The organism is Streptomyces nanhaiensis, from assembly GCF_046614825.1.
In the GTDB taxonomy this organism is placed as follows: domain Bacteria; phylum Actinomycetota; class Actinomycetes; order Streptomycetales; family Streptomycetaceae; genus Streptomyces; species Streptomyces radiopugnans.
In genome coordinates, this window is sequence record NZ_JBKJFM010000032.1 from 18013 (window position 1) to 43243 (window position 25231).

Genomic DNA, 25231 nt, shown 5'->3' on the forward strand with positions numbered 1-25231 from the left:
ACGCGGTGAACCGCCGGCTCCCCCGGCACGAGGTGCGCACCCTGCTGGACGGCTGCGCGGCCATGGTCCACAACTGCGCGCTGCTGGTGATCGCGGCGCAGGTCTGCCTGATCTACTCCACGGCGGGCTGGTACAAGATCCAGGGCGGCCGGTGGCAGGAGGGGACCGCCCTGCACTACGTGCTGCACCTGGACTACTTCACGCCCTGGCCGTGGCTGTCCGGGGCGCTCGCCGCCAACGCGGTGCTGGTCATGCTGCTGGGGCACCTGACGGTCGTGCTCCAGGTGGCCTTCCCCTTCACGCTCTTCAGCCGGATCAAGAACGTGCTGCTGGTGGCGCTGATCGCCGAGCACCTGGGGATCGCCGTCCTGCTCGGCATCCCCTTCCTGTCGCTGGTCATGGTCGCCTGCGACGCGCTGTTCCTGCCGACCGCGCTCCTGCTGCGGCTGGGTCCGCTGTGCGCGGCCCCGGTCCGATGGGCCGCGGGACGCCTGGCGGCCCGGCCGCCGGCGGCCGGGCCGCGCGAGGGCGCCCGGCCGGCCGGGCCGTGAGCCGCTCCGGCACCTCGGAGCACCGCCGGGCACGGGCAACGGGCAACGCGGTGGGCAACGGAAAGGGCCCGTACGACGTGAGTCGTACGGGCCCTTTCGCCGACCGAGAGGTCAGCGGTGCCTCAAGAGGCGGACCGGGTCACTTGACGATCTTGGTGACCTGGCCGGCGCCCACGGTCCGGCCACCCTCGCGGATGGCGAACTTCAGGCCCTCCTCCATGGCGACCGGCTGGATGAGCTCGACCTTCATCTCGGTGTTGTCGCCCGGCATGACCATCTCGGTGCCCTCGGGGAGGGTCACCACGCCGGTCACGTCCGTGGTACGGAAGTAGAACTGCGGGCGGTAGTTGTTGAAGAACGGGGTGTGGCGGCCACCCTCGTCCTTCGACAGGATGTAGGCCTGGGCCTCGAACTCGGTGTGCGGGGTGACCGAACCCGGCTTGATGATGACCTGGCCGCGCTCGACGTCCTCGCGCTTGATGCCGCGGAGGAGCAGACCGACGTTCTCACCGGCCTGGCCCTCGTCGAGCAGCTTGCGGAACATCTCGATACCGGTGACGGTGGTCGAGGTCTTCTCGGTCTTGATGCCGATGATGTCGACGTTCTCGTTGACCTTGAGGACACCGCGCTCGATACGGCCGGTGACGACCGTACCGCGACCGGTGATCGTGAAGACGTCCTCGATCGGCATCAGGAACGGCTTCTCGACGTCACGCTCGGGCTCCGGGATGGACTCGTCCACGGCCTTCATCAGGTCGAGGACGGACTGGGCCCACTGCTCGTCGCCCTCGAGCGCCTTCAGCGCCGAGACGCGGACGACCGGAACCTCGTCACCCGGGAACTCGTACTCGGAGAGCAGCTCACGGACCTCGAGCTCGACGAGCTCCATGATCTCCTCGTCGTCCACCATGTCGGCCTTGTTCAGGGCGACGACGATGTACGGAACGCCGACCTGGCGGGCCAGGAGCACGTGCTCCTTGGTCTGCGGCATCGGGCCGTCGGTGGCGGCGACCACGAGGATGGCGCCGTCCATCTGGGCAGCACCGGTGATCATGTTCTTGATGTAGTCCGCGTGACCCGGGCAGTCGACGTGGGCGTAGTGACGGGACTCCGTCTGGTACTCGACGTGCGCGATGGAGATGGTGATACCGCGCTGGCGCTCCTCAGGAGCCTTGTCGATGTTCTCGAACGCCGAGACCTCGTTGATGTCGGGGTAGGCGTCGTGCAGCACCTTGGTGATCGCCGCGGTAAGGGTGGTCTTACCGTGGTCGATGTGACCGATGGTGCCGATGTTGACGTGCGGCTTAGTCCGCTCGAACTTCGCCTTCGCCACTGGGGTCCTCCTGTGGACTGGTGCTGTACTCCCCCGCGCTCCGCGGAGGGGTTCAGGTGGTCGTGCCGAACCGGTCAGGACCCCGAGGGGACGCCCTTGACCGTTTCGTACCTGGGTGGGCGGGCTGCCGGGGCCCGTCACCGCGCGGCGCGCGCCCGGTGACGGGAGACCCCGAAGGCCTTGTTGTGCTCCAGCCTAATGGGTGGATAGCGCCACGAAACGTGCGCTACTCGCCCTTGGCCTTCGCGATGATCTCCTCGGCGACGTTCCTGGGAACCTCGGCGTAGGAGTCGAACTGCATCGAGTAGCTCGCGCGACCGGAGGTCTTGCTGCGCAGGTCACCGACGTAACCGAACATCTCCGACAGCGGAACCAGGCCCTTGACGACCTTGGCGCCGGCGCGGTCCTCCATGGCCTGGATCTGGCCACGGCGGGAGTTGATGTCACCGATCACATCGCCCATGTAGTCCTCGGGCGTGGTGACCTCGACGGCCATCATCGGCTCCAGCAGGGCCGGGCTGGCCTTGCGGGCGGCCTCCTTGAAGACCATGGAGCCGGCGATCTTGAACGCCATCTCGGAGGAGTCGACGTCGTGGTAGGCGCCGTCCAGCAGCGTCACCCGCACGCCGGTGAGCGGGTAGCCCGCCAGCACGCCGAACTCCATGGCCTCCTGGCAGCCGGCGTCCACCGAGGGGATGTACTCCTTGGGGATGCGGCCACCGGTGACCTTGTTGACGAACTCGTAGCCGTCGCCCTCGAGGGGCTCGACCGCGATCTGCACCTTCGCGAACTGGCCGGAACCACCAGTCTGCTTCTTGTGCGTGTAGTCGACCTTCTCGACGGCCTTGCGCAGGGTCTCGCGGTAGGCCACCTGCGGCTTACCGACGTTCGCCTCGACCTTGAACTCGCGCTTCATCCGGTCGACCAGCACCTCAAGGTGCAGCTCGCCCATGCCCGCGATGATGGTCTGCCCGGTCTCCTCGTTCGTCTTGACCTGGAAGGACGGGTCCTCCTCGGCCAGACGCTGGATGGCGACACCCAGCTTCTCCTGGTCGCCCTTGGACTTCGGCTCGATGGCGACCTCGATCACCGGGGCCGGGAAGTCCATGGACTCCAGGATCACCGGAGCGGACGCGTCGCAGAGGGTCTCGCCGGTGGTGGTCTGCTTCAGACCCATGACGGCGACGATGTCGCCGGCGCCCACGCTGTCGATCTCCTCACGCTTGTTCGCGTGCATCCGGTAGATCTTGCCGATGCGCTCCTTCTTGCCCTTCACGGAGTTCAGCACCTGCGTGCCGGACTCCAGGCGACCCGAGTAGACCCGGATGAAGGTGAGCTTGCCGAGGTGCGGGTCGCTCGCGATCTTGAAGGCGAGAGCGGCCAGCGGCTCGTCCTCGGACGGCTTGCGCTTGATGACCTCGTCGGCGTCGGAGGGGGACTGCCCCTCGATCGCCTCGATGTCGACCGGCGACGGCAGGTAGCGCACGACCGCGTCGAGCAGGGGCTGGACGCCCTTGTTCTTGAACGCGGTGCCGGTGAACACCGGGGTGACGGTGGTGCCCTCGCCCTTGCCGGACTCGATGGTGATACGGCGGATCGCCGAGTACAGCTGCTCCTCGGAGGGCTCCTCGCCCTCCAGGTACAGCTCCATCAGCTCCTCGTCGTTCTCGGCGACGGCCTCGAGCAGCTTGCCGCGCCACTCCTGGGCCTGCTCCTGCATGTCGGCCGGGATGTCGACGACGTCGTACATCTCGCCCTTGGCGGCCTCGGCCGACCAGACCAGGGCCTTCATGCGGACCAGGTCCACGACGCCCTGGAAGTCGGACTCGGCGCCGATCGGGAGCTGCATGACCAGCGGCTGCGCACCCAGGCGGCCGACGATCATCTCGACGCAGCGGAAGAAGTCCGCGCCGGTGCGGTCGAGCTTGTTGACGAAGCAGATACGCGGAACGCCGTAGCGGTCCGCCTGGCGCCACACCGTCTCGGACTGGGGCTCGACACCGGCCACCCCGTCGAACACCGTCACGGCACCGTCGAGCACGCGCAGGGAACGCTCCACCTCGACGGTGAAGTCGACGTGGCCCGGGGTGTCGATGATGTTGATGGTGTGGTCGACGTTGTCGAGCGGCCAGTGGCAGGTCGTCGCGGCCGACGTGATGGTGATGCCGCGCTCCTGCTCCTGCTCCATCCAGTCCATCGTGGCAGCGCCGTCGTGGACCTCACCGATCTTGTAGCTCACACCGGTGTAGAACAGGATCCGCTCGGTGGTGGTCGTCTTGCCCGCGTCGATGTGGGCCATGATCCCGATGTTGCGGACCCTGGCCAGGTCAAGTGAAGTGGTAGCCATAAGGCTCAGTCTTCTCTCGGTTCTCGATGGGGGAAGCGACTACCAGCGGTAGTGCGCGAAGGCCTTGTTGGACTCGGCCATCTTGTGGGTGTCCTCGCGCTTCTTCACGGCGGCGCCGAGCCCGTTGGAGGCGTCGAGCAGCTCGTTCATCAGACGCTCGGTCATCGTCTTCTCGCGGCGCGCGCGGGCGTAGCCCACGATCCAACGCAGCGCGAGAGTGGAGGAACGGCCGGGGCGGACCTCGACCGGGACCTGGTAGGTGGCGCCACCGACGCGGCGGGAGCGGACCTCGAGGGTCGGCTTCACGTTCTCGAGCGCGCGCTTGAGCGTGATGACCGGGTCGTTGCCGGTCTTCTCGCGCAGACCCTCCATGGCGCCGTACACGATGCGCTCGGCGGTGGAGCGCTTGCCGTGCAGCAGCACCTTGTTGATGAGGGAGGTCACCAGAGGAGAGCCGTAGACCGGGTCGATGATGACCGGCCGCTTCGGGGCGGGGCCCTTACGAGGCATGCTTACTTCTCCTTCTTGGCGCCGTAGCGGCTGCGAGCCTGCTTGCGGTTCTTGACGCCCTGGGTGTCGAGGGAGCCGCGGATGATCTTGTAGCGAACACCCGGCAGGTCCTTCACACGGCCACCGCGTACGAGCACGATGGAGTGCTCCTGCAGGTTGTGGCCCTCACCCGGAATGTAAGCGGTGACCTCGATGCCGCTGGTCAGACGCACACGCGCGACCTTACGCAGGGCCGAGTTCGGCTTCTTGGGGGTGGTGGTGAAAACGCGCGTGCAGACGCCGCGGCGCTGGGGCGAACCCTCGAGTGCCGGCGTCTTGTTCTTCTCGACCTTGTCCTGTCGGCCCTTGCGGACCAACTGCTGGATCGTAGGCACCGTTTCTCCGGTTTCTGTGTGCCAGTCTCGGTACAACTAACCCGGGCCACTCTCCGACCCACGCGGTCGGGTGTGTCGAAGGCTGCACACTCCCGCGATGCGGGGCCCACTGGGTGAGAAGCATGCAGATTTCGGTGTCCCCGTCCTCACATCCCGCGGCGTCTTGGCGCACACGAGAGCGCAGGGGATACCCCAGGCACAAGGTCAGAGCGTACCTACCGCATCGGCTCCGGTCAAAACAAATGCCCATGCCACCGTAGTGGGCGCGGAGCGGTAGCGGAAGAGCGCCCGAAGTCCCCCTCCGCTCCGGCGAACCGCCTTCCGTCTCCCCCTCCCGGCCCCCTTCGCTCAGCGGCCCGGCCCCGCCGGAGCGCTCACGGCGAGGCGGCCGCGATCACCACGATCGCCAGCAGGACCAGCGCCGCGACCCCGATCGTCAGCCAGCCCAGGACCAGGCCGGCCATGGCCATCCCCTCGCCCTTCTCGCCGGTGCGGCGGATCTCGGCGCGCGCCTTGTGCCCCAGGATCACCGCGGGAATGGCGGTCACCCCGTAGAACGGCGTGAGTACCCCGCAGACCAGGGCTCCGACCGCGGAGTTGTTCGTCTGGGGCGGGGGCGGCAGGAAGGTGCGCGGCACCGCCGGCTGGTACGGATGGGCGTACTGCGGCGCGGGCGCGGGCACCGCCATCGGCCCCTGCGGCAGATCGGCGATGAGCGCGTGCAACTCCCCGTACGTCTGCGCCTGGTGGGCCCGGCCCATGCGCTGCTCGTACTCGGCGAGGCTCAACCGGCCCTCGGCGTAACCGGCCTTGAGCACGTCCACGGTGCGCTCCCGGTCCGCGTGGGACGCGCGCATCATCGGCAGTTGCGACGCCTGGTGCGCGGCCTGCGAGGGCTGCGGCAGGTGCGGTCCCGCCCGCCCAGCCTGTCCCGGCGGCCCACCGTACCCGCCCTGCTGACCCGGCTGTCCCCATGGCTGGTACGACACCGGCTCCACCTCCCCACGTTCGGGCTGCCCCCATCATCCATGACGTCCGCACCGCTTGGGGAGTTCCGGGCGTCCGCGACACACCGCGCGCACCGGCGGGACCGGGCTGACCGAAGCGGAGGGAACGGCGGAAACGGCGGAAACGGCGGAAACGGCGGGAACGGCGGAGCGGGAACGGCGCGGGGCGGCCCCTCCGAAGAGGGACCGCCCCGCGGGCCTGCCCGACAGCCCGTGTCAACGGGCCGTGTCAACGGCCGTACGGCCTCGCTCAGCCGTTGTACGGACCGTAGTCGTAGTCCTCCAGCGGGACCGCCTGGCCGGAGCCGGTGCCGAAGGGCGAGTAGTCGATGTCGTCGTAGCCGACGGCCGAGTACATCGCGGCCTTCGCCTCCTCGGTCGGCTCGACCCGGATGTTGCGGTAGCGGGACAGGCCCGTACCGGCCGGGATGAGCTTACCGATGATGACGTTCTCCTTGAGGCCGATCAGGGAGTCCGACTTGGCGTTGATCGCCGCGTCGGTCAGGACCCTGGTCGTCTCCTGGAAGGACGCCGCCGACAGCCAGGACTCCGTGGCCAGCGAGGCCTTGGTGATGCCCATCAGCTGCGGACGGCCGGAGGCCGGCTGGCCGCCCTCCGCCACCACGCGGCGGTTCTCGCCCTCGAACTTCGAGCGCTCGACCAGCTCGCCGGGCAGCAGCTCGGCGTCGCCGGACTCGATGATCGTCACACGGCGCAGCATCTGCCGGATGATGATCTCGATGTGCTTGTCGTGGATCGACACACCCTGCGAGTTGTAGACCTTCTGGACCTCGCCCACCAGGTGCACCTGCACCGCGCGCTGGCCGAGGATGCGCAGCACGTCGTGCGGGTTGGTGGCACCGACCGTCAGCGGCTGGCCGACGTCGACGTGGTCGCCCTCGGAGACCAGCAGGCGGGCTCGCTTGGACACGCCGTAGGAGGTCTCGTCGGAACCGTCGTCGGGGGTGACGACGATCTTCTTGGTCTTCTCGGTCTCCTCGATCCGCACGCGGCCGGCGGCCTCGGAGATCGGGGCGACGCCCTTGGGGGTGCGGGCCTCGAAGAGCTCGACGACACGCGGCAGACCCTGGGTGATGTCGTCACCGGCCACACCACCGGTGTGGAAGGTGCGCATCGTCAGCTGGGTGCCGGGCTCACCGATGGACTGGGCGGCGATGATGCCGACGGCCTCGCCGATGTCCACCAGCTTACCGGTCGCCAGCGAGCGGCCGTAGCACATGGCGCAGGTGCCGACGGCGGACTCGCAGGTGAGGACCGAGCGGGTCTTGACCGTCTCCACGCCGTGCCGCACCAGCTCGTCGATGAGCACGTCGCCCAGGTCGGTGCCGGCCGGGGCCAGCACCTTGCCGTCGACGGTGACGTCCTCGGCGAGGCAGCGCGCGTACACGCTGGTCTCGACGTCGTCCGCCTTGCGCAGGACGCCGTCCGCGCCCTTGGAGGCGATCACGAGCTTCAGGCCGCGGTCGGTGCCGCAGTCCTCCTCGCGGATGATCACGTCCTGCGAGACGTCCACCAGACGACGGGTCAGGTAACCGGAGTCGGCGGTGCGCAGCGCGGTGTCCGCCAGACCCTTGCGGGCGCCGTGCGTGGAGATGAAGTACTCCAGCACGGACAGGCCCTCGCGGAACGACGCCTTGATCGGCCGCGGGATGGTCTCGTTCTTGGCGTTGGACACCAGACCGCGCATACCTGCGATCTGACGCATCTGCATCATGTTTCCGCGGGCGCCCGAGTCGACCATCATGAAGATCGGGTTGGTCTTCGGGAAGTTCTCCGCCATGGCCTCGGCGACCTCGTTGGTCGCACGGGTCCAGATGCCGATGAGCTCGTTGGAGCGCTCGTCCTTGGTGATCAGACCGCGCTCGTACTGCTTCTGGACCTTCTCGTCCTGCGCCTCGTAGTTCGCGATGATCTCCTTCTTGGCCTCGGGGACCACGACGTCGGAGATCGCGATGGTGACGCCGGAACGGGTCGCCCAGTGGAAACCGGCCGACTTCAGGTTGTCCAGCGCCGCGGCGACGACGACCTTGGGGTAGCGCTCGGCGAGGTCGTTGACGATCGCGGAGAGCTGCTTCTTGCCCACGGTGTAGTCGACGAACGGGTAGTCCTCGGGCAGCAGCTCGTTGAAGAGCGCGCGGCCCAGGGTGGTGCGCAGCCGGAACGGGTCGCCGGACTGCCACTCGGGCTCGCCCTCCTCCGCGGCCGGCGGGGTCCAGCCGCGGGGCGGGACCGAGCCGACGGGGAAGCGGACGTCGATCTTCGCCTGGAGCGACAGCTCCCGGGCGTCGAACGCCATGATCGCCTCGGCGACCGAGTTGAACGACCGGCCCTCGCCCTTGACCTCGCCCTCCACCTTGTCGGTGGTGAGGAAGAACAGGCCCAGCACCATGTCCTGGGTCGGCATGGTGACGGGGCGGCCGTCGGCCGGCTTGAGGATGTTGTTCGAGGACAGCATCAGGATGCGGGCCTCGGCCTGCGCCTCCGCGGACAGCGGCAGGTGCACGGCCATCTGGTCGCCGTCGAAGTCCGCGTTGAACGCGGTGCACACCAGCGGGTGGATCTGGATGGCCTTGCCCTCGACCAGCTGCGGCTCGAAGGCCTGGATGCCCAGGCGGTGCAGGGTCGGCGCGCGGTTGAGCAGCACCGGGTGCTCGGCGATGACCTCTTCGAGCACGTCGTACACGACCGTGCGGCCGCGCTCGACCATGCGCTTGGCCGACTTGATGTTCTGCGCGTGGTTGAGGTCCACCAGGCGCTTCATCACGAACGGCTTGAACAGCTCCAGCGCCATGGCCTTGGGCAGACCGCACTGGTGCAGCTTGAGCTGCGGGCCGACGACGATCACCGAACGCGCCGAGTAGTCGACGCGCTTGCCCAGCAGGTTCTGGCGGAAGCGGCCCTGCTTGCCCTTGAGCATGTCGGACAGCGACTTCAGCGGACGGTTGCCGGGACCCGTGACCGGGCGGCCGCGGCGGCCGTTGTCGAAGAGCGCGTCGACGGCCTCCTGGAGCATGCGCTTCTCGTTGTTCACGATGATCTCGGGCGCGCCGAGGTCGAGAAGCCGCTTCAGGCGGTTGTTGCGGTTGATGACACGGCGGTACAGGTCGTTCAGGTCACTGGTCGCGAAGCGGCCACCGTCCAGCTGCACCATCGGACGCAGGTCCGGCGGGATGACCGGCACGCAGTCCAGCACCATGCCCTTGGGGCTGTTGCGGGTCTGCAGGAAGGCGGAGACGACCTTGAGGCGCTTGAGCGCACGGGTCTTCTTCTGGCCCTTGCCGGTCCGGATGATCTCGCGGAGCTTCTCCGCCTCCTCCTCCAGGTCGAAGGTCTCCAGCCGCTTCTGCAGCGCGGCGGCGCCCATCGAGCCGTCGAAGTAGGTCCCGAAGCGGTCGCGCAGCTCGCGGTAGAGCAGCTCGTCGCCCTCCAGGTCCTGGACCTTGAGGTTCTTGAAGCGGTTCCAGACCTCGTCCAGGCGGTCGATCTCGCGCTGGGCGCGGTCGCGGATCTGCTTCATCTCGCGCTCGGCGCCCTCGCGCACCTTGCGGCGCACGTCGGCCTTGGCACCCTCGGCCTCGAGCTCGGCGAGGTCGGCCTCCTGCTTCTTGGCCCGGGCCTCCAGGTCGGCGTCGCGGCGCTGCTCGATCTGCTGGCGCTCCACGGAGACGTGGGCCTCCAGGGAGGGCAGGTCGCGCGTGCGGCGCTCCTCGTCCACCCACGTGATCATGTAGGCGGCGAAGTAGATGACCTTCTCCAGGTCCTTCGGGGCGAGGTCGAGCAGGTAGCCCAGACGGGAGGGCACGCCCTTGAAGTACCAGATGTGGGTGACGGGGGCGGCGAGCTCGATGTGGCCCATCCGCTCACGGCGCACCTTGGCGCGGGTCACCTCGACGCCGCAGCGCTCGCAGATGATGCCCTTGAAGCGGACGCGCTTGTACTTGCCGCAGTAGCACTCCCAGTCCCGGGTCGGACCGAAGATCTTCTCGCAGAAGAGCCCGTCCTTTTCCGGCTTGAGGGTGCGGTAGTTGATGGTCTCCGGCTTCTTGACCTCGCCGTGGGACCACTGACGGATGTCGTCAGCGGTGGCCAGGCCGATTCGCAGCTCGTCGAAGAAGTTGACGTCGAGCACTCTCGTCAATCCCTCTCAGGGTTTGTGCCCCTCGCGTCGGTGGGACCGAGGAGCTCTGTGGTGGTCTGAACGGGGGTCCCGGGGAGGCCGGGGAGCCGCCCTTCCGCCTCAGGCTGGAAGGTGCGGCGCCCCGGCCGGCCCGTCAGACCTCTTCGACGCTGCTCGGCTCTCGCCGGGACAGGTCGATGCCGAGCTCTTCCGCGGCGCGGAAGACGTCCTCGTCGGTGTCGCGCATCTCGATGGACATGCCGTCGCTGGACAGCACCTCCACGTTGAGGCACAGGGACTGCATCTCCTTGATGAGCACCTTGAAGGACTCGGGGATGCCGGGCTCGGGGATGTTCTCGCCCTTGACGATGGCCTCGTAGACCTTCACGCGGCCGGTGACGTCGTCGGACTTGATGGTCAGCAGCTCCTGGAGGGCGTACGCGGCGCCGTACGCCTCCAGCGCCCACACCTCCATCTCACCGAAGCGCTGGCCACCGAACTGAGCCTTACCGCCCAGCGGCTGCTGGGTGATCATGGAGTACGGACCGGTCGAGCGGGCGTGCAGCTTGTCGTCGACCAGGTGGTGCAGCTTGAGGATGTACATGTAGCCGACCGAGATCGGGTCCGGGAACGGCTCGCCGGAGCGGCCGTCGAAGAGCCGGGCCTTGCCGGAGGGCAGGACCATCCGCTCGCCGTCGCGGTTGGGCCGGGTCGCCGTGAACAGACCGGCGATCTCGTCCTCGCGGGCGCCGTCGAACACCGGGGTGGCGACGTTGGTGCCGGGGGCGACGTCGTCGGCGCCGATCGAGGCGAGCCGCTTCTGCCACTCCTCCTCGATCCCCTCGACCTTCCAGCCCTGGGAGGCGAGCCAGCCCAGGTGGATCTCCAGGACCTGGCCCGGGTTCATCCGGGACGGGACGCCCAGCGGGTTGAGGATGACGTCGACCGGGGTGCCGTCCTCCATGAACGGCATGTCCTCGATCGGCAGGATCTTGGAGATGACGCCCTTGTTGCCGTGGCGGCCGGCGAGCTTGTCACCGTCGGTGATCTTGCGCTTCTGGGCCACGTAGACGCGGACGAGCTGGTTGACGCCCGGAGGCAGCTCGTCGCCCTCCTCGCGGTCGAAGACGCGGACGCCGATGACCTTGCCGGTCTCGCCGTGCGGCACCTTCAGCGAGGTGTCGCGGACCTCGCGCGCCTTCTCGCCGAAGATCGCGCGCAGCAGCCGCTCCTCCGGGGTCAGCTCGGTCTCGCCCTTGGGAGTGACCTTGCCGACCAGGATGTCGCCCGCCTCGACCTCGGCGCCGATGCGGATGATGCCGCGCTCGTCGAGGTCGGCCAGGACCTCCTCGGAGACGTTCGGGATGTCCCGGGTGATCTCCTCGGGGCCCAGCTTGGTGTCGCGGGCGTCGACCTCGTGCTCCTCGATGTGGATCGAGGAGAGGACGTCGTCCTGGACGAGGCGCTGCGACAGGATGATCGCGTCCTCGTAGTTGTGGCCCTCCCACGGCATGAACGCCACGAGCAGGTTCTTGCCGAGCGCCATCTCGCCCTGCTCGGTCGAGGGGCCGTCGGCGAGGACCTGGCCGGTCACCACGCGGTCGCCCTCGTCCACGACGACCTTCTGGTTGAAGGAGGTGCCCTGGTTGGAGCGGAAGAACTTGGCGACCCGGTACGTGGTGTACGTGCCGTCGTCGTTGGCCACGGTGACGTAGTCGGCGGAGACCTCCTGGACCACGCCGTCCTTCTCGGCCTTGATCACGTCACCGGCGTCGACCGCGCAGCGGTACTCCATGCCGGTGCCGACCAGCGGGGCCTCGGCCCGGATCAGCGGGACGGCCTGGCGCATCATGTTCGAGCCCATGAGCGCGCGGTTGGCGTCGTCGTGCTCCAGGAACGGGATCATGGCGGTCGCGACCGACACCATCTGGCGCGGCGAGACGTCCATGTAGTCGACCTCGTCGCCGGGGATGAGGTCGACCTCGCCGCCGCGGCGGCGGACCAGGACGCGGTCCTCGGCGAACCGCATGTCGTCGGTCAGCGGCGCGTTGGCCTGGGCGATGACGTAGCGGTCCTCCTCGTCGGCGGTCAGGTAGTTGACCTCGTCGGTGACCACGCCGTCGACCACGCGGCGGTAGGGGGTCTCGACGAAACCGAACGCGTTGACCCGGCCGTAGGAGGCCAGCGAGCCGATCAGGCCGATGTTCGGGCCCTCGGGGGTCTCGATCGGGCACATGCGGCCGTAGTGCGAGGGGTGCACGTCGCGGACCTCGAAGCCCGCCCGCTCACGGGACAGACCGCCGGGGCCCAGCGCGGACAGACGGCGCTTGTGGGTCAGGCCCGACAGCGGGTTCGTCTGGTCCATGAACTGCGACAGCTGGCTGGTGCCGAAGAACTCCTTGATGGAGGCGACGACCGGCCGGATGTTGATCAGGGTCTGCGGCGTGATCGCCTCGACGTCCTGGGTCGTCATCCGCTCGCGGACGACGCGCTCCATACGGGCCAGGCCGGTGCGGACCTGGTTCTGGATGAGCTCGCCGACGTTGCGCAGGCGGCGGTTGCCGAAGTGGTCGATGTCGTCGGTCTCGACGACGATCGTCCGGCCGTTCTCGCCGACCGTCTCGGTCTCGCCGGCGTGCAGCTTGACCAGGTACTTGATCGTGGCGATGACGTCGTCGACGGTCAGCACGCCGGCGTCCAGCGGCTGGTCGCCGCCGAGCTTCCGGTTGATCTTGTAACGGCCGACCTTGGCCAGGTCGTAGCGCTTGGGGTTGAAGTAGAGGTTCTCCAGCAGCGTCTGCGCGGCCTCGCGCGTCGGCGGCTCGCCCGGACGCAGCTTGCGGTAGATGTCGAGCAGCGCGTCGTCCTGGCCCTGGGTGTGGTCCTTCTCCAGGGTGGCGCGCATCGACTCGTACTGGCCGAACTCCTCCAGGATCTGCTCGGTGGTCCAGCCGAGCGCCTTGAGGAGGACGGTGACGGACTGCTTGCGCTTGCGGTCGATGCGGACACCGACCATGTCGCGCTTGTCGATCTCCATCTCCAGCCAGGCGCCGCGAGACGGGATGATCTTGGCGGAGAAGATGTCCTTGTCGGACGTCTTGTCGATGTTGCTGTCGAAGTAGACGCCCGGCGAGCGCACCAGCTGGGAGACCACGACACGCTCGGTGCCGTTGATGACGAAGGTGCCCTTGTTGGTCATGAGCGGGAAGTCGCCCATGAAGACCGTCTGGGACTTGATCTCGCCGGTCTCGTTGTTGGTGAACTCGGCGGTGACGAACAGGGGCGCGGCGTAGGTGAAGTCGCGCTCCTTGCACTCGTCGATCGAGTTCTTCGGCGGCTCGAAGCGGTGATCGCGGAAGGTGAGCGACATCGACCCGGAGAAGTCCTCGATCGGGGAGATCTCCTCGAAGATCTCCTCCAGACCGGACTTGGTGGGGACATCCTCACCGCGCTCCAGCGCCGCCTCGACGCGAGCCTTCCAGGCGTCGTTGCCGAGCAGCCAGTCGAAGCTCTCGGTCTGCAGCGCAAGGAGGTTCGGAACCCCGAGGGGCTCCTTGATCTTCGCAAAGGAGATACGCAGCGGGGCGGTGCTGGCGCCGTTGTTCGAATGGGCGGTCGAGGCGTTGCGCGAGGCGGCCAAGAGGGGGTCCTTCCGAGGGCTCGGACTCACTACGCGCGCCGTGCCCCTGGTGACGGGCAGGGGACAGTTAATAGGCAGCGCAAAGGGTCAGTGTAGCCACAAGGCCCACTGATGTCCAGTGCGATATCCGGAGACCGGCACGCGGTACCAATCTCTCCCTCCGGAGGGGCGAGCCCCTCGCCAGTTGTTCAACGCCTGCCGCAAGGTTTCCCACTTCGCCGGCGATCCATGCCTCGGATTGTGGATCGGTGTGACGACGCGTCCTGAGAATTGCGCGCTACGTGCGGTTCGTCAAGGCCCCACCCTCTTCCGAACCACAGGGAGCGTACGGCCCGACGGCGTTGATCACCATACCCGCAGGCCCTCGCCAGGCGATACGGCCGTCGCGGAAACGACCGAAGGCGACCACCCGCACGGGTGATCGCCTTCGGAAGGACGGGAGTCAGCGGACTCCCGAAGTGACCTGGGTCACTGGGTTCACTTGACCTCGACGGAGGCGCCGGCGCCCTTGAGGGACTCGGCGGCCTTGTCGGCGGTCTCCTTGTTGACCTTCTCCAGGACCGGCTTCGGGGTGCCGTCGACCAGGTCCTTGGCCTCCTTCAGGCCGAGGGAGGTCAGCTCGCGCACGACCTTGATGACCTGGATCTTCTTGTCACCGGCGCCGGTGAGGATGACGTCGAACTCGTCCTTCTCCTCCGGAGCCTCGGCGGCCGGGCCACCCTGGGCGGGGCCGGCGGCGACGGCGACCGGGGCGGCGGCCTCGACGTCGAACTTCTCCTCGAAGGCCTTCACGAACTCGGAGAGCTCGATGAGGGTCATCTCGCTGAACTGCTCGAGCAGCTCTTCCTGGCTGAGCTTCGCCATGATGGCGGTCCTTCCACTAAGTCGGCTGGTGCCGGGTTGTTCATGTCGGCGGGCGTACAGGGGCCCGCTGCGACCGAGTGCGCCTGGGGTGGGTTACTCGGCCTCGGCGGGAGCCGGCGTACCGGCACCGCCCTGCTCCTGCTTGGCGCGAAGGGCGTCCGCGGTGCGGACGAACTTCGACAGCGGGGCCTGGAAGGTCGCCGCGGCCTTGGCCATGGACGCCTTCATGCCACCGGCCAGCTTGGCGAGCAGCACCTCACGGGACTCGAGGTCCGCGAGCTTCTTGATCTCGTCGGCGCTGAGCGCCTTGCCCTCGAGGACACCGCCCTTGATGACGAGCTGGGGGTTGTCCTTGGCGAAGTCACGCAGACTCTTCGCCGCCTCGACCGGGTCACCGGTCACGAAGGCGACGGCGGTGGAGCCGACGAAGAACTCGTCGAGCTCGGTGACCCCGGCCTCGTTGGCCGCGATCTTGGTAAGCGTGTTCTTCGCCACACGGTACTGAGCGTTCTCACCGAGAGAACGGCGCAGGTCCTTGAGCTGAGCGACGCTGAGACCGGTGTACGCGGTCACAACGGCGGCGTTGGAGTTCTGGAAGTTCTCCCTGATCTCCTCGACAGCTGCGACCTTGTCGGGACTCGCCATGAGCCTCGGCCCTCCTTTCCGGGTGATGCGATCCTCGACCGTGCCTTTCGGCAGGTCATGACGCCGGACCGCCCACGTCGGGCGCACGAGGAAGGGGTTTTGCGCAAAACGAAACGCCCCGGCGCAGGCGCACGGGGCGTGACTCGACCGGCGTGTACGGCCGGGAGTCCTCCACTGTCACCTGCGCAGGTCGCCCGCTCCAAGCGGATCCTTCGGCCACCGGCCCCGGATCTGCGGAAGATCTGGAAGCACGGCAACGACCAGCGGTCTTTGGCTTCTGTCGAAGAGTACGCGAACGCCGTCACGGCAGGCAAATCCGCGGGGTCGGACTCCGCCGCCGCCCTTTCCCGGAGCCCTGCCCGCGCCCTCGAAGACCTCCGCCGGGCCGGCCGTCCCGCCCGCCGGACCGCCCGTCACCGGCTCGGGGACCCCGCACCGCCTGCGCAGAGGGCCGGGCCCCGCCTCCCTCTCGGAAGCGGGGCCCGGCCACCGTACTGGACCGCCCTCGGGGACGCGCGCCGGATCAGGCGGCGACATCCTCCTCGGCGAGGAGGTTGCGGGTGCGGTTGGGGTCGACGGGGACGCCGGGGCCCATCGTGGTGCTGATGACGGCCTTCTTGATGTACCGGCCCTTGGCCGCGGACGGCTTCAGCCGCAGGACCTCTTCCAGCGCCGCCGCGTAGTTCTCCACCAGCTGCTTCTCGTCGAACGAGACCTTGCCGATGATGAAGTGGAGGTTGGCGTGCTTGTCGACGCGGAACTCGATCTTGCCGCCCTTGATCTCGGTGACGGCCTTGGCGACGTCCGGGGTGACGGTGCCGGTCTTCGGGTTCGGCATCAGACCACGCGGACCGAGCACACGGCCGAGGCGGCCGACCTTGCCCATCAGGTCCGGGGTGGCGACGACGGCGTCGAAGTCCAGGCGGCCCTTGGCGACCTCGTCGATCAGTTCGTCGGAGCCGACGATGTCGGCGCCGGCGGCCTCCGCGGCCGCGGCACGCTCACCGGTCGCGAAGACCAGGACCCGGGCGGTCTTGCCGGTGCCGTGCGGGAGGTTCACGGTGCCGCGCACCATCTGGTCGGCCTTGCGCGGGTCGACACCCAGGCGCATGGCGATCTCGACGGTCGCGTCGAACTTGGTCGGGGAGGTCTCCTTGGCGAGACGGACGGCCTCCAGCGGGGCGTAGAGCCGCGTCCGGTCGACCTTGGCGTCCGCGTTGCGGAGAGCCTTGCTGCGCTTCACTTCTGCTCCAGTTTTCTGGTGTACGGAGTCGTGGTCCAGGGGGCCAGCGCCTGACCCTGCCACTTCCATCTGTCTGTGCCGGGTGCGCCTGTACGGCTCGCCCGCCCCGAGGGGGAGGACGGAACCCGGCGTGCCCGGCGGGTACCGCGAGCGGAGCCGCTCAGCCCTCGACGGTGACGCCCATCGACCGGGCGGTGCCGGCGATGATCTTCTCGGCGGCGTCCAGGTCGTTGGCGTTGAGGTCGGGCATCTTGGTGGTGGCGATCTCACGCACCTGCTCGCGCGTGATCTTCGCGACCTTCTTGGTGTGGGGCTCGCCGGAGCCCTTCTCCACGCCCGCGGCCTTGAGGATCATCTTCGCGGCCGGCGGGGTCTTGGTGATGAAGGTGAAGGAGCGGTCCTCGTAGACCGTGATCTCCACCGGGATGACCCAGCCGCGCTGCGACTCGGTCGCGGCGTTGTAGGCCTTGCAGAACTCCATGATGTTCACGCCGTGCTGACCCAGCGCGGGGCCGACCGGCGGGGCCGGGTTCGCGGCGCCGGCCTGGATCTGGAGCTTGATCAGCCCCGTGACCTTCTTCTTCTTGGGAGGCATGTTCTCTCCGGGTCCTGGTGAGAGGTGTCGAATCCTCCGGCGGGCTGATCCACCCGTACGGAGGCATACCGCACCACGATAGCCCGTATCACGGTGCGGTCGGAAACCGGCCAGGCCGGGCGGCCCCGGAGGGCTGCCCGACCTGGCCGGAAATCGGTGACCGGAAGAACCGCGTCAGTTCTTCTGGATCTGGTCGAAGCTCAGCTCGACCGGGGTCTCGCGGCCGAAGATCTCGACGAGGCCCTTGACCTTCTTCGAGTCCGGGTTGATCTCGTTGATCGTCGCCTGGAGGGTCGCGAACGGGCCGTCGGTGACGGTGACCGAGTCCCCGACCTCGAAGTCCAGCACCTGGACCTCGACCTTGCGGCTCGGCGCCGGCAGGCCGGCCTCGGCGGCGGCCTCCGCGGCGGCGCGCTCCTCCGCCTCGGGGGCGAGCATCTTGACGACCTCGTCCAGGGTCAGCGGGTAGGGGTCGTAGGCGTTGCCCACGAAGCCGGTGACACCCGGGGTGTTGCGCACGACGCCCCAGGACTCGTTCGTCAGGTCCATGCGCACCAGCACGTAGCCGGGGAGCTTGTTCTGGCGGACGTTCTTGCGCTCGCCGTTCTTGATCTGGACGATCTCTTCCTCGGGGACCTCGGCCTGGTAGATGAAGTCCTCGACGTTGAGCGAGACGGCGCGCTGCTCCAGGTTGGCCTTCACGCGCTTCTCGTAGCCCGCGTAGGTGTGGATGACGTACCACTCGCCGGGGAGGTGACGCAGTTCCTCGCGGAGGGCGGTGACCGGGTCGACCGGCTCCTCCGCCTCCTGTGCCGCCTCGGTCTCGGCCTCGTCGGCGGACTCGGCGGGGGCGGCCGCAGCCTCGGCCGACTCGTCCTCCCCGGGGGCGTCGGCAGCTTCGGCCTGGTCGACGCCGTCCGCCGCCTCGTCCGCCGTCTCGACGGCGTCGGGCGCGGTGTCGTCACCCTCGACGGGGTCGACGGCGTCGTTCAGGTTCGGGTCAGACACGGTGGCTGCTTCTTCCTGGCTTCAAGGGGTCGAACATGCGGAAAAGTGCCCCGGAGGGGCACTCCGCGGGCGGATCAGCCGAAGACGAACTTGACGACCTCGGTGAACCCCCAGTCAATCACGGTCACCAGACCGATGACGACGAGGACGAAGATGATCACCACGGTCGTGTAGGTGGAGAGCTGCTTCTTGGTGGGCCAGACGACCTTGCGCAGCTCGGCGATGATCTGCCGGTAGAACAGGGCGAGACGGCCCAGCGGGCCCTTCTTCGCGCGCTTGCCACCGCGCCGGGGCTTGTTGTCGTCCTGCGACCGCCCGGGCTCGGGGACCTCGATGGAGTCCGTGATCTCCGCCACTCGTCCTCACCTGATCCGGGTCCTGGCCGCGTGCCGTGCCGCGTCCGGCCCGGCCGTACGGCGGTGCGTCCAGTTACGTACACGTGCACGCATCCCTGGTCCAGATGCGTGAAGCAGGGCCGGAGGGACTTGAACCCCCAACCGCCGGTTTTGGAGACCGGTGCTCTACCAATTGAGCTACGACCCTTTGCCGTTCCCAACCTACCGCATCCGGTCGGTGCCGCGGAGTGCGCGGACCGCCGGTGATCGGCCGGGACCAACGACGGTGAGTGTACGTGCTTCCCGCGCCGCCGTCGAACACGTAACCCGTATCGCCCCCGAACCTCCGGTTCCTCCCGGCCGTCGGCCGGCGTCCTCCGGCGTCCGCTCCCCCTCCGGCCCGCGTGCTCCGGCGACCCCCCGTCTGCGACGATGCCCCCATGACCGCTGCAACCCCTTCCAACCAGTCACCCACCGAGCGCCGGGTCTCGGCCCGCGTCGGCTCGATCTCCGAGTCCGCCACGCTCGCCGTCGACGCCAAGGCCAAGGCCCTCAAGGCCGCCGGGCGGCCGGTGATCGGCTTCGGTGCGGGCGAGCCCGACTTCCCGACCCCCGACTACATCGTCGAAGCCGCCGTGGAGGCCTGCCGGAACCCGCGCTTCCACCGCTACACCCCGGCCGGCGGGCTCCCCGAGCTGAAGGAGGCCATCGCGGCGAAGACGCTGCGCGACTCCGGATACTCGGTCGAGGCCTCCCAGGTGCTGGTCACCAACGGCGGCAAGCAGGCCATCTACGAGGCCTTCGCCGCCATCCTCGACCCGGGCGACGAGGTCATCGTCCCCGCGCCGTACTGGACCACCTACCCCGAGTCGATCCGGCTGGCCGGAGGCGTCCCGGTGGACGTGGTCGCCGACGAGACCACCGGCTACCGGGTCTCGGTGGAGCAGCTTGAGGCGGCCCGCACCGAGCGCACCAAGGTTCTGGTGTTCGTCTCCCCCTCCAACCCGACCGGCGCCGTCCACTCCCGCGCCCAGGTCGAGGAGATCGGCCGCTGGGCGGCCGAGCACGGTCTGTGGGTGCTCACCGACGAGATCTACGAGCACCTGGTCTACGGCGACGCCGAGTTCTCCTCGCTGCCGGTGGTCGTGCCCGAACTGGCCGACCGCTGCGTGGTCGTCAACGGCGTGGCCAAGACGTACGCCATGACCGGCTGGCGGGTGGGATGGATCATCGGCCCGAAGGACGTGGTGAAGGCCGCCACCAACCTCCAGTCGCACGCCACCTCCAACGTCTCCAACGTCGCCCAGGCCGCGGCGCTGGCCGCCGTCTCCGGTGACCTGGAGGCCGTGGCGAGCATGCGCGAGGCGTTCGACCGCCGCCGCAGGACGATCGTGCGGATGCTGAACGAGATCGACGGCGTCACCTGCCCCGAGCCGGAGGGCGCCTTCTACGCCTACCCGTCGGTCAAGGGCGTGCTGGGCCGGGAGATCCGCGGCCGGCGTCCGCGGTCGAGCGTGGAGCTGGCCGAGCTGATCCTGGAGGAGGCCGAGGTCGCGGTCGTCCCCGGTGAGGCGTTCGGCACCCCGGGCTACCTGAGGCTGTCCTACGCCCTGGGCGACGAGGACCTGGTCGAGGGCGTCTCGCGGATCCAGAAGCTGCTGGCCGAGGCCAAGGCCTGATCCGGTCCGGCCTGATCCGGCCCCCTGCGGAGCCCCGGAACACGCACGGCGGGCCCGCGGAGCACGGCTTCCGCGGGCCCGCTCGCGTGTTCCGGCCCGCCCCCGATCGTGGCCGGCGGCTTCCGGGCGTGTCGCGGGTGCGGCAAAATCTTCGGATGGAAAGCGCTCGTGACGTCCGCAAGCTCCCGAAGGCCCATCTCCATCTGCACTTCACCGGGTCCATGCGCCCGGGCACACTCCTGGAGCTCGCCGACAGACACGGCGTCCACCTCCCGGACGCGCTGAGCAGCGGCCGCCCCCCGAAGCTGCGGGCCACCGACGAGCGCGGCTGGTTCCGCTTCCAGCGGCTGTACGACGCCGCGCGCTCCTGCCTGCGCACGCCCGACGACATCCGGCGGCTGGTCCGCGAGGCCGCCGAGGAGGACGTGCGGGACGGGTCGCGCTGGCTGGAGATCCAGGTCGACCCGACCTCGTACGCGCCGCGCCTGGGCGGGCTGATCCCGACGATGGAGATCATCCTGGACGCGGTGGAGAGCGCGTCCGGGGAGACCGGGCTCGGCATGCGCGTGCTGGTCGCCGCGAACCGTGTGAAGCACCCGCTGGACGCCCGCACCCTGGCCCGGCTGGCCGTGCGCTACGCCGACCGCGGCGTGGTCGGCTTCGGCCTGTCCAACGACGAACGGCGCGGTTTCGCCAGGGACTTCGACCGGGCCTTCGCCATCGCGCGCCGGGGCGGCCTGCTGGCGGCCCCGCACGGCGGCGAGCTGTCGGGGCCGGGGTCCGTGGCCGACTGCCTGGACGATCTGCGCGCGGGCCGCATCGGGCACGGGGTGCGTGCCACCGAGGACCCGCGGCTGCTGGCGCGGCTGGCCGCGCAGGGCGTCACCTGCGAGGTCTGCCCGGCCTCCAACGTGGCGCTGGGGGTGTACGACCGGCACGAGGACGTACCGCTGCGGGCCATGTTCGAGGCGGGGGTGCCGCTGGCGCTGGGCGCCGACGACCCGCTGCTGTTCGGCTCCCGGCTGGCCGCGCAGTACGAGATCGCGCGGCGGTACCACGGCTTCACGGACGACGAACTGGCGGAGCTGGCCCGCCAGTCGGTGCGCGGCTCGCGCGCGCCGGAGGACGTCCGGAAGGCGATCCTGGCGGACATCGACGCCTGGCTGGTGGAGGAGCCGGAGCAGGCCCCGCCCTCGCACCCGTCCCCGGAGGCCGTCTGAGGCCGTCCGGGACGGCCCTCAGAGCGAGCAGCCGACGGTCACCGGCTCGTTGACCAGCGTCACGCCGAAGGCCTCGCGCACCCCGTCGCGGACCTCCCGGGCCAGGGCGAGGAGGTCGGCGGTGGTGGCCGAGCCCCGGTTGGTCAGGGCGAGGGTGTGCTTGGTGGAGATCCGGGCCGGGCCGTCGCCGTAGCCCCTGGTGAAGCCGGCTCTGTCGATCAGCCAGGCGGCGGAGGTCTTCACCAGGCCGTCCCCGGCCGGATAGGCGGGCGGGACGGTGTCCGGCCCCAGCCGTTCGGCGACGCGGGCGAGGAAGGCGGCGTGCTCGGCCTCGGTGAGGACGGGGTTGGTGAAGAAGGAGCCGGCCGACCAGGTGTCGTGGTCCTCCGGGTCGAGCACCATGCCCTTGCCCGCGCGCAGCTTCAGAACGGTCTCGCGGGCCCGCTCCACCGGCACCCGCTCGCCGGTCTCCACGCCCAGCGCCCGGGCGGTCTCGGCGTAGCGCAGGGGTGCCGAGAGGCCTCCGGCGTCCTCCAGTTCGAAGCGGACGCGCAGTACGACGAAGCGGGCGGGGTCGGCCTTGAAGCGGCTGTGCCGGTAGGAGAAGCCGCACTCGGCGGCGGGGATGGTGACTGTCTCGCCGGAGCGGCGGTCGTAGGCGACGACCCCGGTGATCGTGGAGGAGACCTCCTGGCCGTACGCGCCGACGTTCTGGATGGGCGTGGCGCCCGCCGATCCGGGGATGCCGGCCATGCACTCGACGCCCGCGAGCCCGGCCTCGACGGTGCGTGCGACGGCCTCGGACCAGTTCTCGCCCGCGGCCAGCTCCAGGCTGGTGCCCTCCAGGCGGAAGCCGGTGGTGGCGATGCGCAGGGCGGTGCCGGCGAACCCCTCGTCGGCGATGACGAGGTTGCTGCCGCCGCCGACGACCAGCAGCGGGGTGCCGTCGGCGTCGGCGGCCCGTACCGCCTCGGTCACCTCCTCGTCGGTGGTGGCCGTGACCAGGCGGGCCGCGGGGCCGCCCAGGCGGAAGGTGGTCAGCGGGGCGAGGGGCGCGTCGTGGAGTTCCTGCACGCGCTCAAGGGTACGAGAGCGGCCGTACGCGCAACCGTACGGCCGCTCCTCCCAGGCGTGTGCCCGCGGCGGCGCGGCGGCGCTCAGGCGAGCCGGACCACCGCGCGGGACATGCCCAGAACCTTCCGCCCGTCACTGGTGACCGTGAGGTCCACCCGGACGGTGCGGGCCTCGTCGTCGAGCTTGGCGGCGACCTTGCCCGAGACCTCGATCACGGCGCCCAAGCCGTCGTCGGGGACGACGACGGGCCTGGTGAAGCGCACCCCGTACTCCACGAGCGCGCCCGGGTCGCCGGTCCAGTCGGTCACCACACGGGCGGCCTCGGCCATGGTGAACATGCCGTGCGCGATGACGTCGGGGAGACCGACCTCACGCGCGAACCGCTCGTTCCAGTGAATCGGGTTGAAGTCGCCGGAGGCTCCCGCGTACCGCACGAGCGTGTCGCGGGCCACGGGGAAGCTCTGCGCGGGCAGCTCGGTGCCGACCTCGACGTCCGCGTACGCGATCCTCGTCGTCATCCGCCTCACTCCCCCTGCTTCCCGGCCGTGTCGTCGGCCTTGCGGGCCACCAGCTTGGTCCAGGCGGTCACCACGTGCTCGCCCGCCTCGTCGCGCACCTCGCCGCGGATGTCCAGGACCTCGTTGCCCGCCAGGGACTTGACCGACTCGATGGTGGAGGTCACCGTGAGCCGGTCGCCGGCGCGCACCGGCCGCGTGTAGGCGAACTTCTGGTCGCCGTGCACCACCCGGCTGTAGTCCAGTCCCAGCTTCGGGTCCGCGACGACCTGTCCGGCCGCCTTGAAGGTGATGGCGAAGACGAAGGTGGGCGGGGCGATCACGTCGGGGTGGCCGAGCTCCCCGGCCGCCTCCGGGTCGGTGTACGCGGGGTGGGTGTCACCGATGGCCTCGGCGAACTCGCGGATCTTCTCCCGGCCGACCTCGTACGGCGCGGTGGGCGGATAGCTCCGCCCCACGAAGGACTGGTCGAGCGCCATGGCCCGGTACCTCCATACGGCTTGCTGGTGGTTGCTGATCGGACGGCTCGGACGGGCGCAAAGCCGTGAGGCCGCCCCCGCGAACGGGGGCGGCCTCACGGCTTTGCGTGTCTGTGCGCGGCGGCCTGGCCGGTCGCGGCTTTTATCGCGTCTCGCGGTGCGCGGTGTGCGCGTTGCAGCGCGGGCAGTGCTTCTTCATCTCAAGACGGTCCGGGTTGTTGCGCCGGTTCTTCTTGGTGATGTAGTTCCGCTCCTTGCACTCCACGCAGGCCAGCGTGATCTTCGGGCGGACGTCGGTGGCAGCCACGTGAGTGCTCCTTGACGGCTGGGACGGGTTTAACGCAGAAAGAGTAGCCGATCGGAGGACCGACCCCGCAATCGGCTACTGGGTTTGGTAGCGGTGACCGGACTCGAACCGGTGACACAACGATTATGAGCCGTTTGCTCTACCGACTGAGCTACACCGCCGCGATGCGGGCACCCCCCGCCTCTCGACGGGGAGCATCACACATCAGAGCCCCAATACGGAATCGAACCGTAGACCTTCTCCTTACCATGGAGACGCTCTGCCGACTGAGCTATTGGGGCGAGCGATGAAGACATTACACGCTCCGGGCGCCGAACGTGAAATCCGTATGGGTCGCACCTCCGTACGGCGGTGCCGTCCGGGGCCCGCGCCCTCCTTCCGGCGTAGCGGAGCGGCCACCGGTACGACTATTGGGCCCCCGCGTGATGGCGGCGCGCCCCGGGCCCGCCCTGGTCCTAGGCTTCGGTGCACCCCAGCGATCATGAGCGAAACGCGGGAGCCCCATGCCCGACAGCCAGCCGCAGGAACCGGCGCAGCCCGATCGCGACGCACCCCCTCCCCCGGGTCCTCCCGGCGGCCCCTCCGGCGCCGCTCCGGAGGGCGCCCCGGCACCGGCCGCGCTCGTACTGTGCGGCGCCCGGCTCGCCGACGGCCGCACCGTGGACGTGCGGATCGGCGGCGGGCGGATCGAGGCGGTCGGCACCGCCGGCAGCCTCTCCTGCCCCGCCCCTCCGTGGGTCACCCGGATCGACCTCGACGGCTATCTGCTGCTGCCCGCGCCCGCCGAGCCCCACGCCCACTACGACACCGCGCTGACCGCGGACGGTGACGCGCACGGCGGCCCCGGCGGCCCCGGCGTCTCCGGCGCCTCCCCGCACGGCCCCTGGGACCCGTACGACCCCGGGCACGTCCAGCGGCGCGCCGCCGAGGCCGCACTGCTCCAGCTCGGCCACGGCGCGACCGCGGTGCGCACCCACGTACGCGTCGGCGACGTCGCCGGGCTGCGCGCCCTGCGGGCCGTGCTGCGCGCCCGGCGCGCCCTGCACGGGCTGACCGACCTCACCGCCGTCGCCGTACCCCGGCTGCTGACCGGCGCGGCGGGGGCGGACGGCCTGGCGATGCTGCGCGAGGCGGTGGGCATGGGGGCCACGGCGGTGGGCGGCTGCCCGGACCTCGACCCCGATCCGGCCGGTTACACGGAGGCCGTGCTGGAGGTGGCGGCCGAGCACGGCTGCGCGGTGGACCTGCACACCGACGGCTCCGACCCGGTCCGGCTGTCCCGCCTCGCCTCGGTGGCCGGCGGCCTGCGGCCCAGGGTGGCCGTCGGACCGTGCGACGGCCTGGCCCGGCTGCCGCGGGAGACCGCG

General features: G+C 69.5%; 21 protein-coding genes and 3 tRNA genes. 4 read left to right on the plus strand and 20 right to left on the minus strand.

Annotation, left to right across the window (positions count from 1 at the left end):
* The first annotated feature begins 5 nt into the window (after positions 1-5).
* The gene (locus ACLIYP_RS10580; protein ID WP_412712879.1) at positions 6-551 is read left to right on the plus strand and encodes a hypothetical protein; all 546 of its coding nucleotides are present in this window, start codon (positions 6-8) and stop codon (positions 549-551) included.
* A gap of 139 nt (positions 552-690) precedes the next feature.
* On the opposite strand, the gene tuf is transcribed toward ACLIYP_RS10580, so the two are convergent.
* The 14 genes from tuf to ACLIYP_RS10650 form a co-directional block, all read right to left on the minus strand.
* The gene (gene tuf, locus ACLIYP_RS10585) at positions 691-1884 is read right to left on the minus strand and encodes an elongation factor Tu (RefSeq protein WP_279557020.1); all 1194 of its coding nucleotides are present in this window, start codon (positions 1882-1884) and stop codon (positions 691-693) included.
* A 226-nt stretch (positions 1885-2110) separates the two neighbouring features.
* Entirely contained in the window at positions 2111-4231 is a 2121-nt protein-coding gene (gene fusA, locus ACLIYP_RS10590) for an elongation factor G (RefSeq protein ID WP_093660566.1), read from the minus strand.
* Between the two features lie 39 nt (positions 4232-4270).
* On the minus strand, positions 4271-4741 hold the full coding sequence (rpsG, locus tag ACLIYP_RS10595) for a 30S ribosomal protein S7 (RefSeq protein WP_093660564.1): 471 nt from the start codon (positions 4739-4741) through the stop codon (positions 4271-4273).
* A gap of 2 nt (positions 4742-4743) precedes the next feature.
* Positions 4744-5115: a 30S ribosomal protein S12 gene (rpsL, locus tag ACLIYP_RS10600; RefSeq protein ID WP_003948652.1), complete on the minus strand. Its 372-nt coding sequence runs from the start codon at positions 5113-5115 to the stop codon at positions 4744-4746.
* A gap of 374 nt (positions 5116-5489) precedes the next feature.
* A complete protein-coding gene (locus ACLIYP_RS10605) occupies positions 5490-5972 on the minus strand; it encodes a DUF1707 and DUF4190 domain-containing protein (RefSeq protein WP_412712888.1) in 483 nt (160 codons plus the stop codon).
* Between the two features lie 400 nt (positions 5973-6372).
* Positions 6373-10272 carry a DNA-directed RNA polymerase subunit beta' gene (locus ACLIYP_RS10610; protein ID WP_412712889.1) on the minus strand — a complete coding sequence of 1300 codons (3900 nt, stop codon included), beginning with the start codon at positions 10270-10272 and terminating at the stop codon, positions 6373-6375.
* A 142-nt stretch (positions 10273-10414) separates the two neighbouring features.
* Entirely contained in the window at positions 10415-13900 is a 3486-nt protein-coding gene (gene rpoB / locus ACLIYP_RS10615) for a DNA-directed RNA polymerase subunit beta (RefSeq protein ID WP_093660560.1), read from the minus strand.
* 477 nt (positions 13901-14377) lie between these two features.
* Positions 14378-14764 carry a 50S ribosomal protein L7/L12 gene (gene rplL / locus ACLIYP_RS10620; protein ID WP_093660558.1) on the minus strand — a complete coding sequence of 129 codons (387 nt, stop codon included), beginning with the start codon at positions 14762-14764 and terminating at the stop codon, positions 14378-14380.
* 93 nt (positions 14765-14857) lie between these two features.
* The gene (gene rplJ, locus ACLIYP_RS10625) at positions 14858-15409 is read right to left on the minus strand and encodes a 50S ribosomal protein L10 (RefSeq protein WP_412712880.1); all 552 of its coding nucleotides are present in this window, start codon (positions 15407-15409) and stop codon (positions 14858-14860) included.
* A 523-nt stretch (positions 15410-15932) separates the two neighbouring features.
* The gene (gene rplA / locus ACLIYP_RS10630; protein ID WP_093660554.1) at positions 15933-16652 is read right to left on the minus strand and encodes a 50S ribosomal protein L1; all 720 of its coding nucleotides are present in this window, start codon (positions 16650-16652) and stop codon (positions 15933-15935) included.
* Positions 16653-16812: 160 nt separating this feature from the next.
* A complete protein-coding gene (rplK, locus tag ACLIYP_RS10635) occupies positions 16813-17247 on the minus strand; it encodes a 50S ribosomal protein L11 (protein WP_093660552.1) in 435 nt (144 codons plus the stop codon).
* Positions 17248-17421: 174 nt separating this feature from the next.
* Positions 17422-18255 carry a transcription termination/antitermination protein NusG gene (gene nusG / locus ACLIYP_RS10640; protein ID WP_412712881.1) on the minus strand — a complete coding sequence of 278 codons (834 nt, stop codon included), beginning with the start codon at positions 18253-18255 and terminating at the stop codon, positions 17422-17424.
* A gap of 74 nt (positions 18256-18329) precedes the next feature.
* Positions 18330-18611, minus strand: coding sequence for a preprotein translocase subunit SecE (secE, locus tag ACLIYP_RS10645; protein WP_412712882.1), 282 nt, complete (start codon positions 18609-18611; stop codon positions 18330-18332).
* A gap of 114 nt (positions 18612-18725) precedes the next feature.
* A tRNA-Trp gene (locus tag ACLIYP_RS10650) sits at positions 18726-18798 on the minus strand.
* A 232-nt stretch (positions 18799-19030) separates the two neighbouring features.
* Here ACLIYP_RS10650 and ACLIYP_RS10655 point away from each other — a divergent pair.
* Positions 19031-20269: a pyridoxal phosphate-dependent aminotransferase gene (locus ACLIYP_RS10655; protein WP_412712883.1), complete on the plus strand. Its 1239-nt coding sequence runs from the start codon at positions 19031-19033 to the stop codon at positions 20267-20269.
* Between the two features lie 155 nt (positions 20270-20424).
* A complete protein-coding gene (locus ACLIYP_RS10660) occupies positions 20425-21489 on the plus strand; it encodes an adenosine deaminase (RefSeq protein WP_412712884.1) in 1065 nt (354 codons plus the stop codon).
* Between the two features lie 18 nt (positions 21490-21507).
* Here the strand turns inward: ACLIYP_RS10660 and ACLIYP_RS10665 are convergent, their stop codons facing one another.
* From ACLIYP_RS10665 to ACLIYP_RS10690, 6 genes are all read right to left on the minus strand, one after another.
* On the minus strand, positions 21508-22650 hold the full coding sequence (locus tag ACLIYP_RS10665) for a UDP-N-acetylmuramate dehydrogenase (protein WP_412712890.1): 1143 nt from the start codon (positions 22648-22650) through the stop codon (positions 21508-21510).
* A complete protein-coding gene (locus ACLIYP_RS10670) occupies positions 22647-23081 on the minus strand; it encodes a MaoC family dehydratase (protein ID WP_412712885.1) in 435 nt (144 codons plus the stop codon). The genes ACLIYP_RS10665 and ACLIYP_RS10670 overlap by 4 nt, the downstream gene beginning before the upstream one ends.
* Positions 23082-23086: 5 nt before the next feature.
* Entirely contained in the window at positions 23087-23557 is a 471-nt protein-coding gene (locus ACLIYP_RS10675; RefSeq protein WP_412712886.1) for an FAS1-like dehydratase domain-containing protein, read from the minus strand.
* Between the two features lie 142 nt (positions 23558-23699).
* Complete coding sequence (gene rpmG, locus ACLIYP_RS10680; RefSeq protein WP_003948671.1) at positions 23700-23864, minus strand: 50S ribosomal protein L33; 165 nt, start codon at positions 23862-23864, stop codon at positions 23700-23702.
* Between the two features lie 85 nt (positions 23865-23949).
* Positions 23950-24025: transfer RNA gene (locus ACLIYP_RS10685), tRNA-Met, on the minus strand.
* 47 nt (positions 24026-24072) lie between these two features.
* A tRNA-Thr gene (locus ACLIYP_RS10690) sits at positions 24073-24145 on the minus strand.
* A 222-nt stretch (positions 24146-24367) separates the two neighbouring features.
* Between ACLIYP_RS10690 and ACLIYP_RS10695 the strand changes: the two genes are divergently transcribed.
* On the plus strand, positions 24368-25231 hold an 864-nt coding region (locus ACLIYP_RS10695), incomplete at its 3' end, for an amidohydrolase family protein (RefSeq protein WP_459076344.1).

Bases quoted from the DNA above. Each gene is read 5' to 3' on its own strand.
- ACLIYP_RS10655 (WP_412712883.1), top strand. From the start codon at position 19,031: ATGACCGCTGCAACCCCTTCCAACCAGTCACCCACCGAGCGCCGGGTC.
- ACLIYP_RS10605 (WP_412712888.1), bottom strand. From the start codon at position 5,972: ATGCGCGCGTCCCACGCGGACCGGGAGCGCACCGTGGACGTGCTCAAG.
- ACLIYP_RS10670 (WP_412712885.1), bottom strand. From the start codon at position 23,081: ATGACGACGAGGATCGCGTACGCGGACGTCGAGGTCGGCACCGAGCTG.
- fusA (WP_093660566.1), bottom strand. From the start codon at position 4,231: ATGGCTACCACTTCACTTGACCTGGCCAGGGTCCGCAACATCGGGATC.
- rplK (WP_093660552.1), bottom strand. From the start codon at position 17,247: ATGCCTCCCAAGAAGAAGAAGGTCACGGGGCTGATCAAGCTCCAGATC.
- rplJ (WP_412712880.1), bottom strand. From the start codon at position 15,409: ATGGCGAGTCCCGACAAGGTCGCAGCTGTCGAGGAGATCAGGGAGAAC.
- ACLIYP_RS10660 (WP_412712884.1), top strand. From the start codon at position 20,425: ATGGAAAGCGCTCGTGACGTCCGCAAGCTCCCGAAGGCCCATCTCCAT.
- rplL (WP_093660558.1), bottom strand. From the start codon at position 14,764: ATGGCGAAGCTCAGCCAGGAAGAGCTGCTCGAGCAGTTCAGCGAGATG.
- ACLIYP_RS10675 (WP_412712886.1), bottom strand. From the start codon at position 23,557: ATGGCGCTCGACCAGTCCTTCGTGGGGCGGAGCTATCCGCCCACCGCG.
- rpsG (WP_093660564.1), bottom strand. From the start codon at position 4,741: ATGCCTCGTAAGGGCCCCGCCCCGAAGCGGCCGGTCATCATCGACCCG.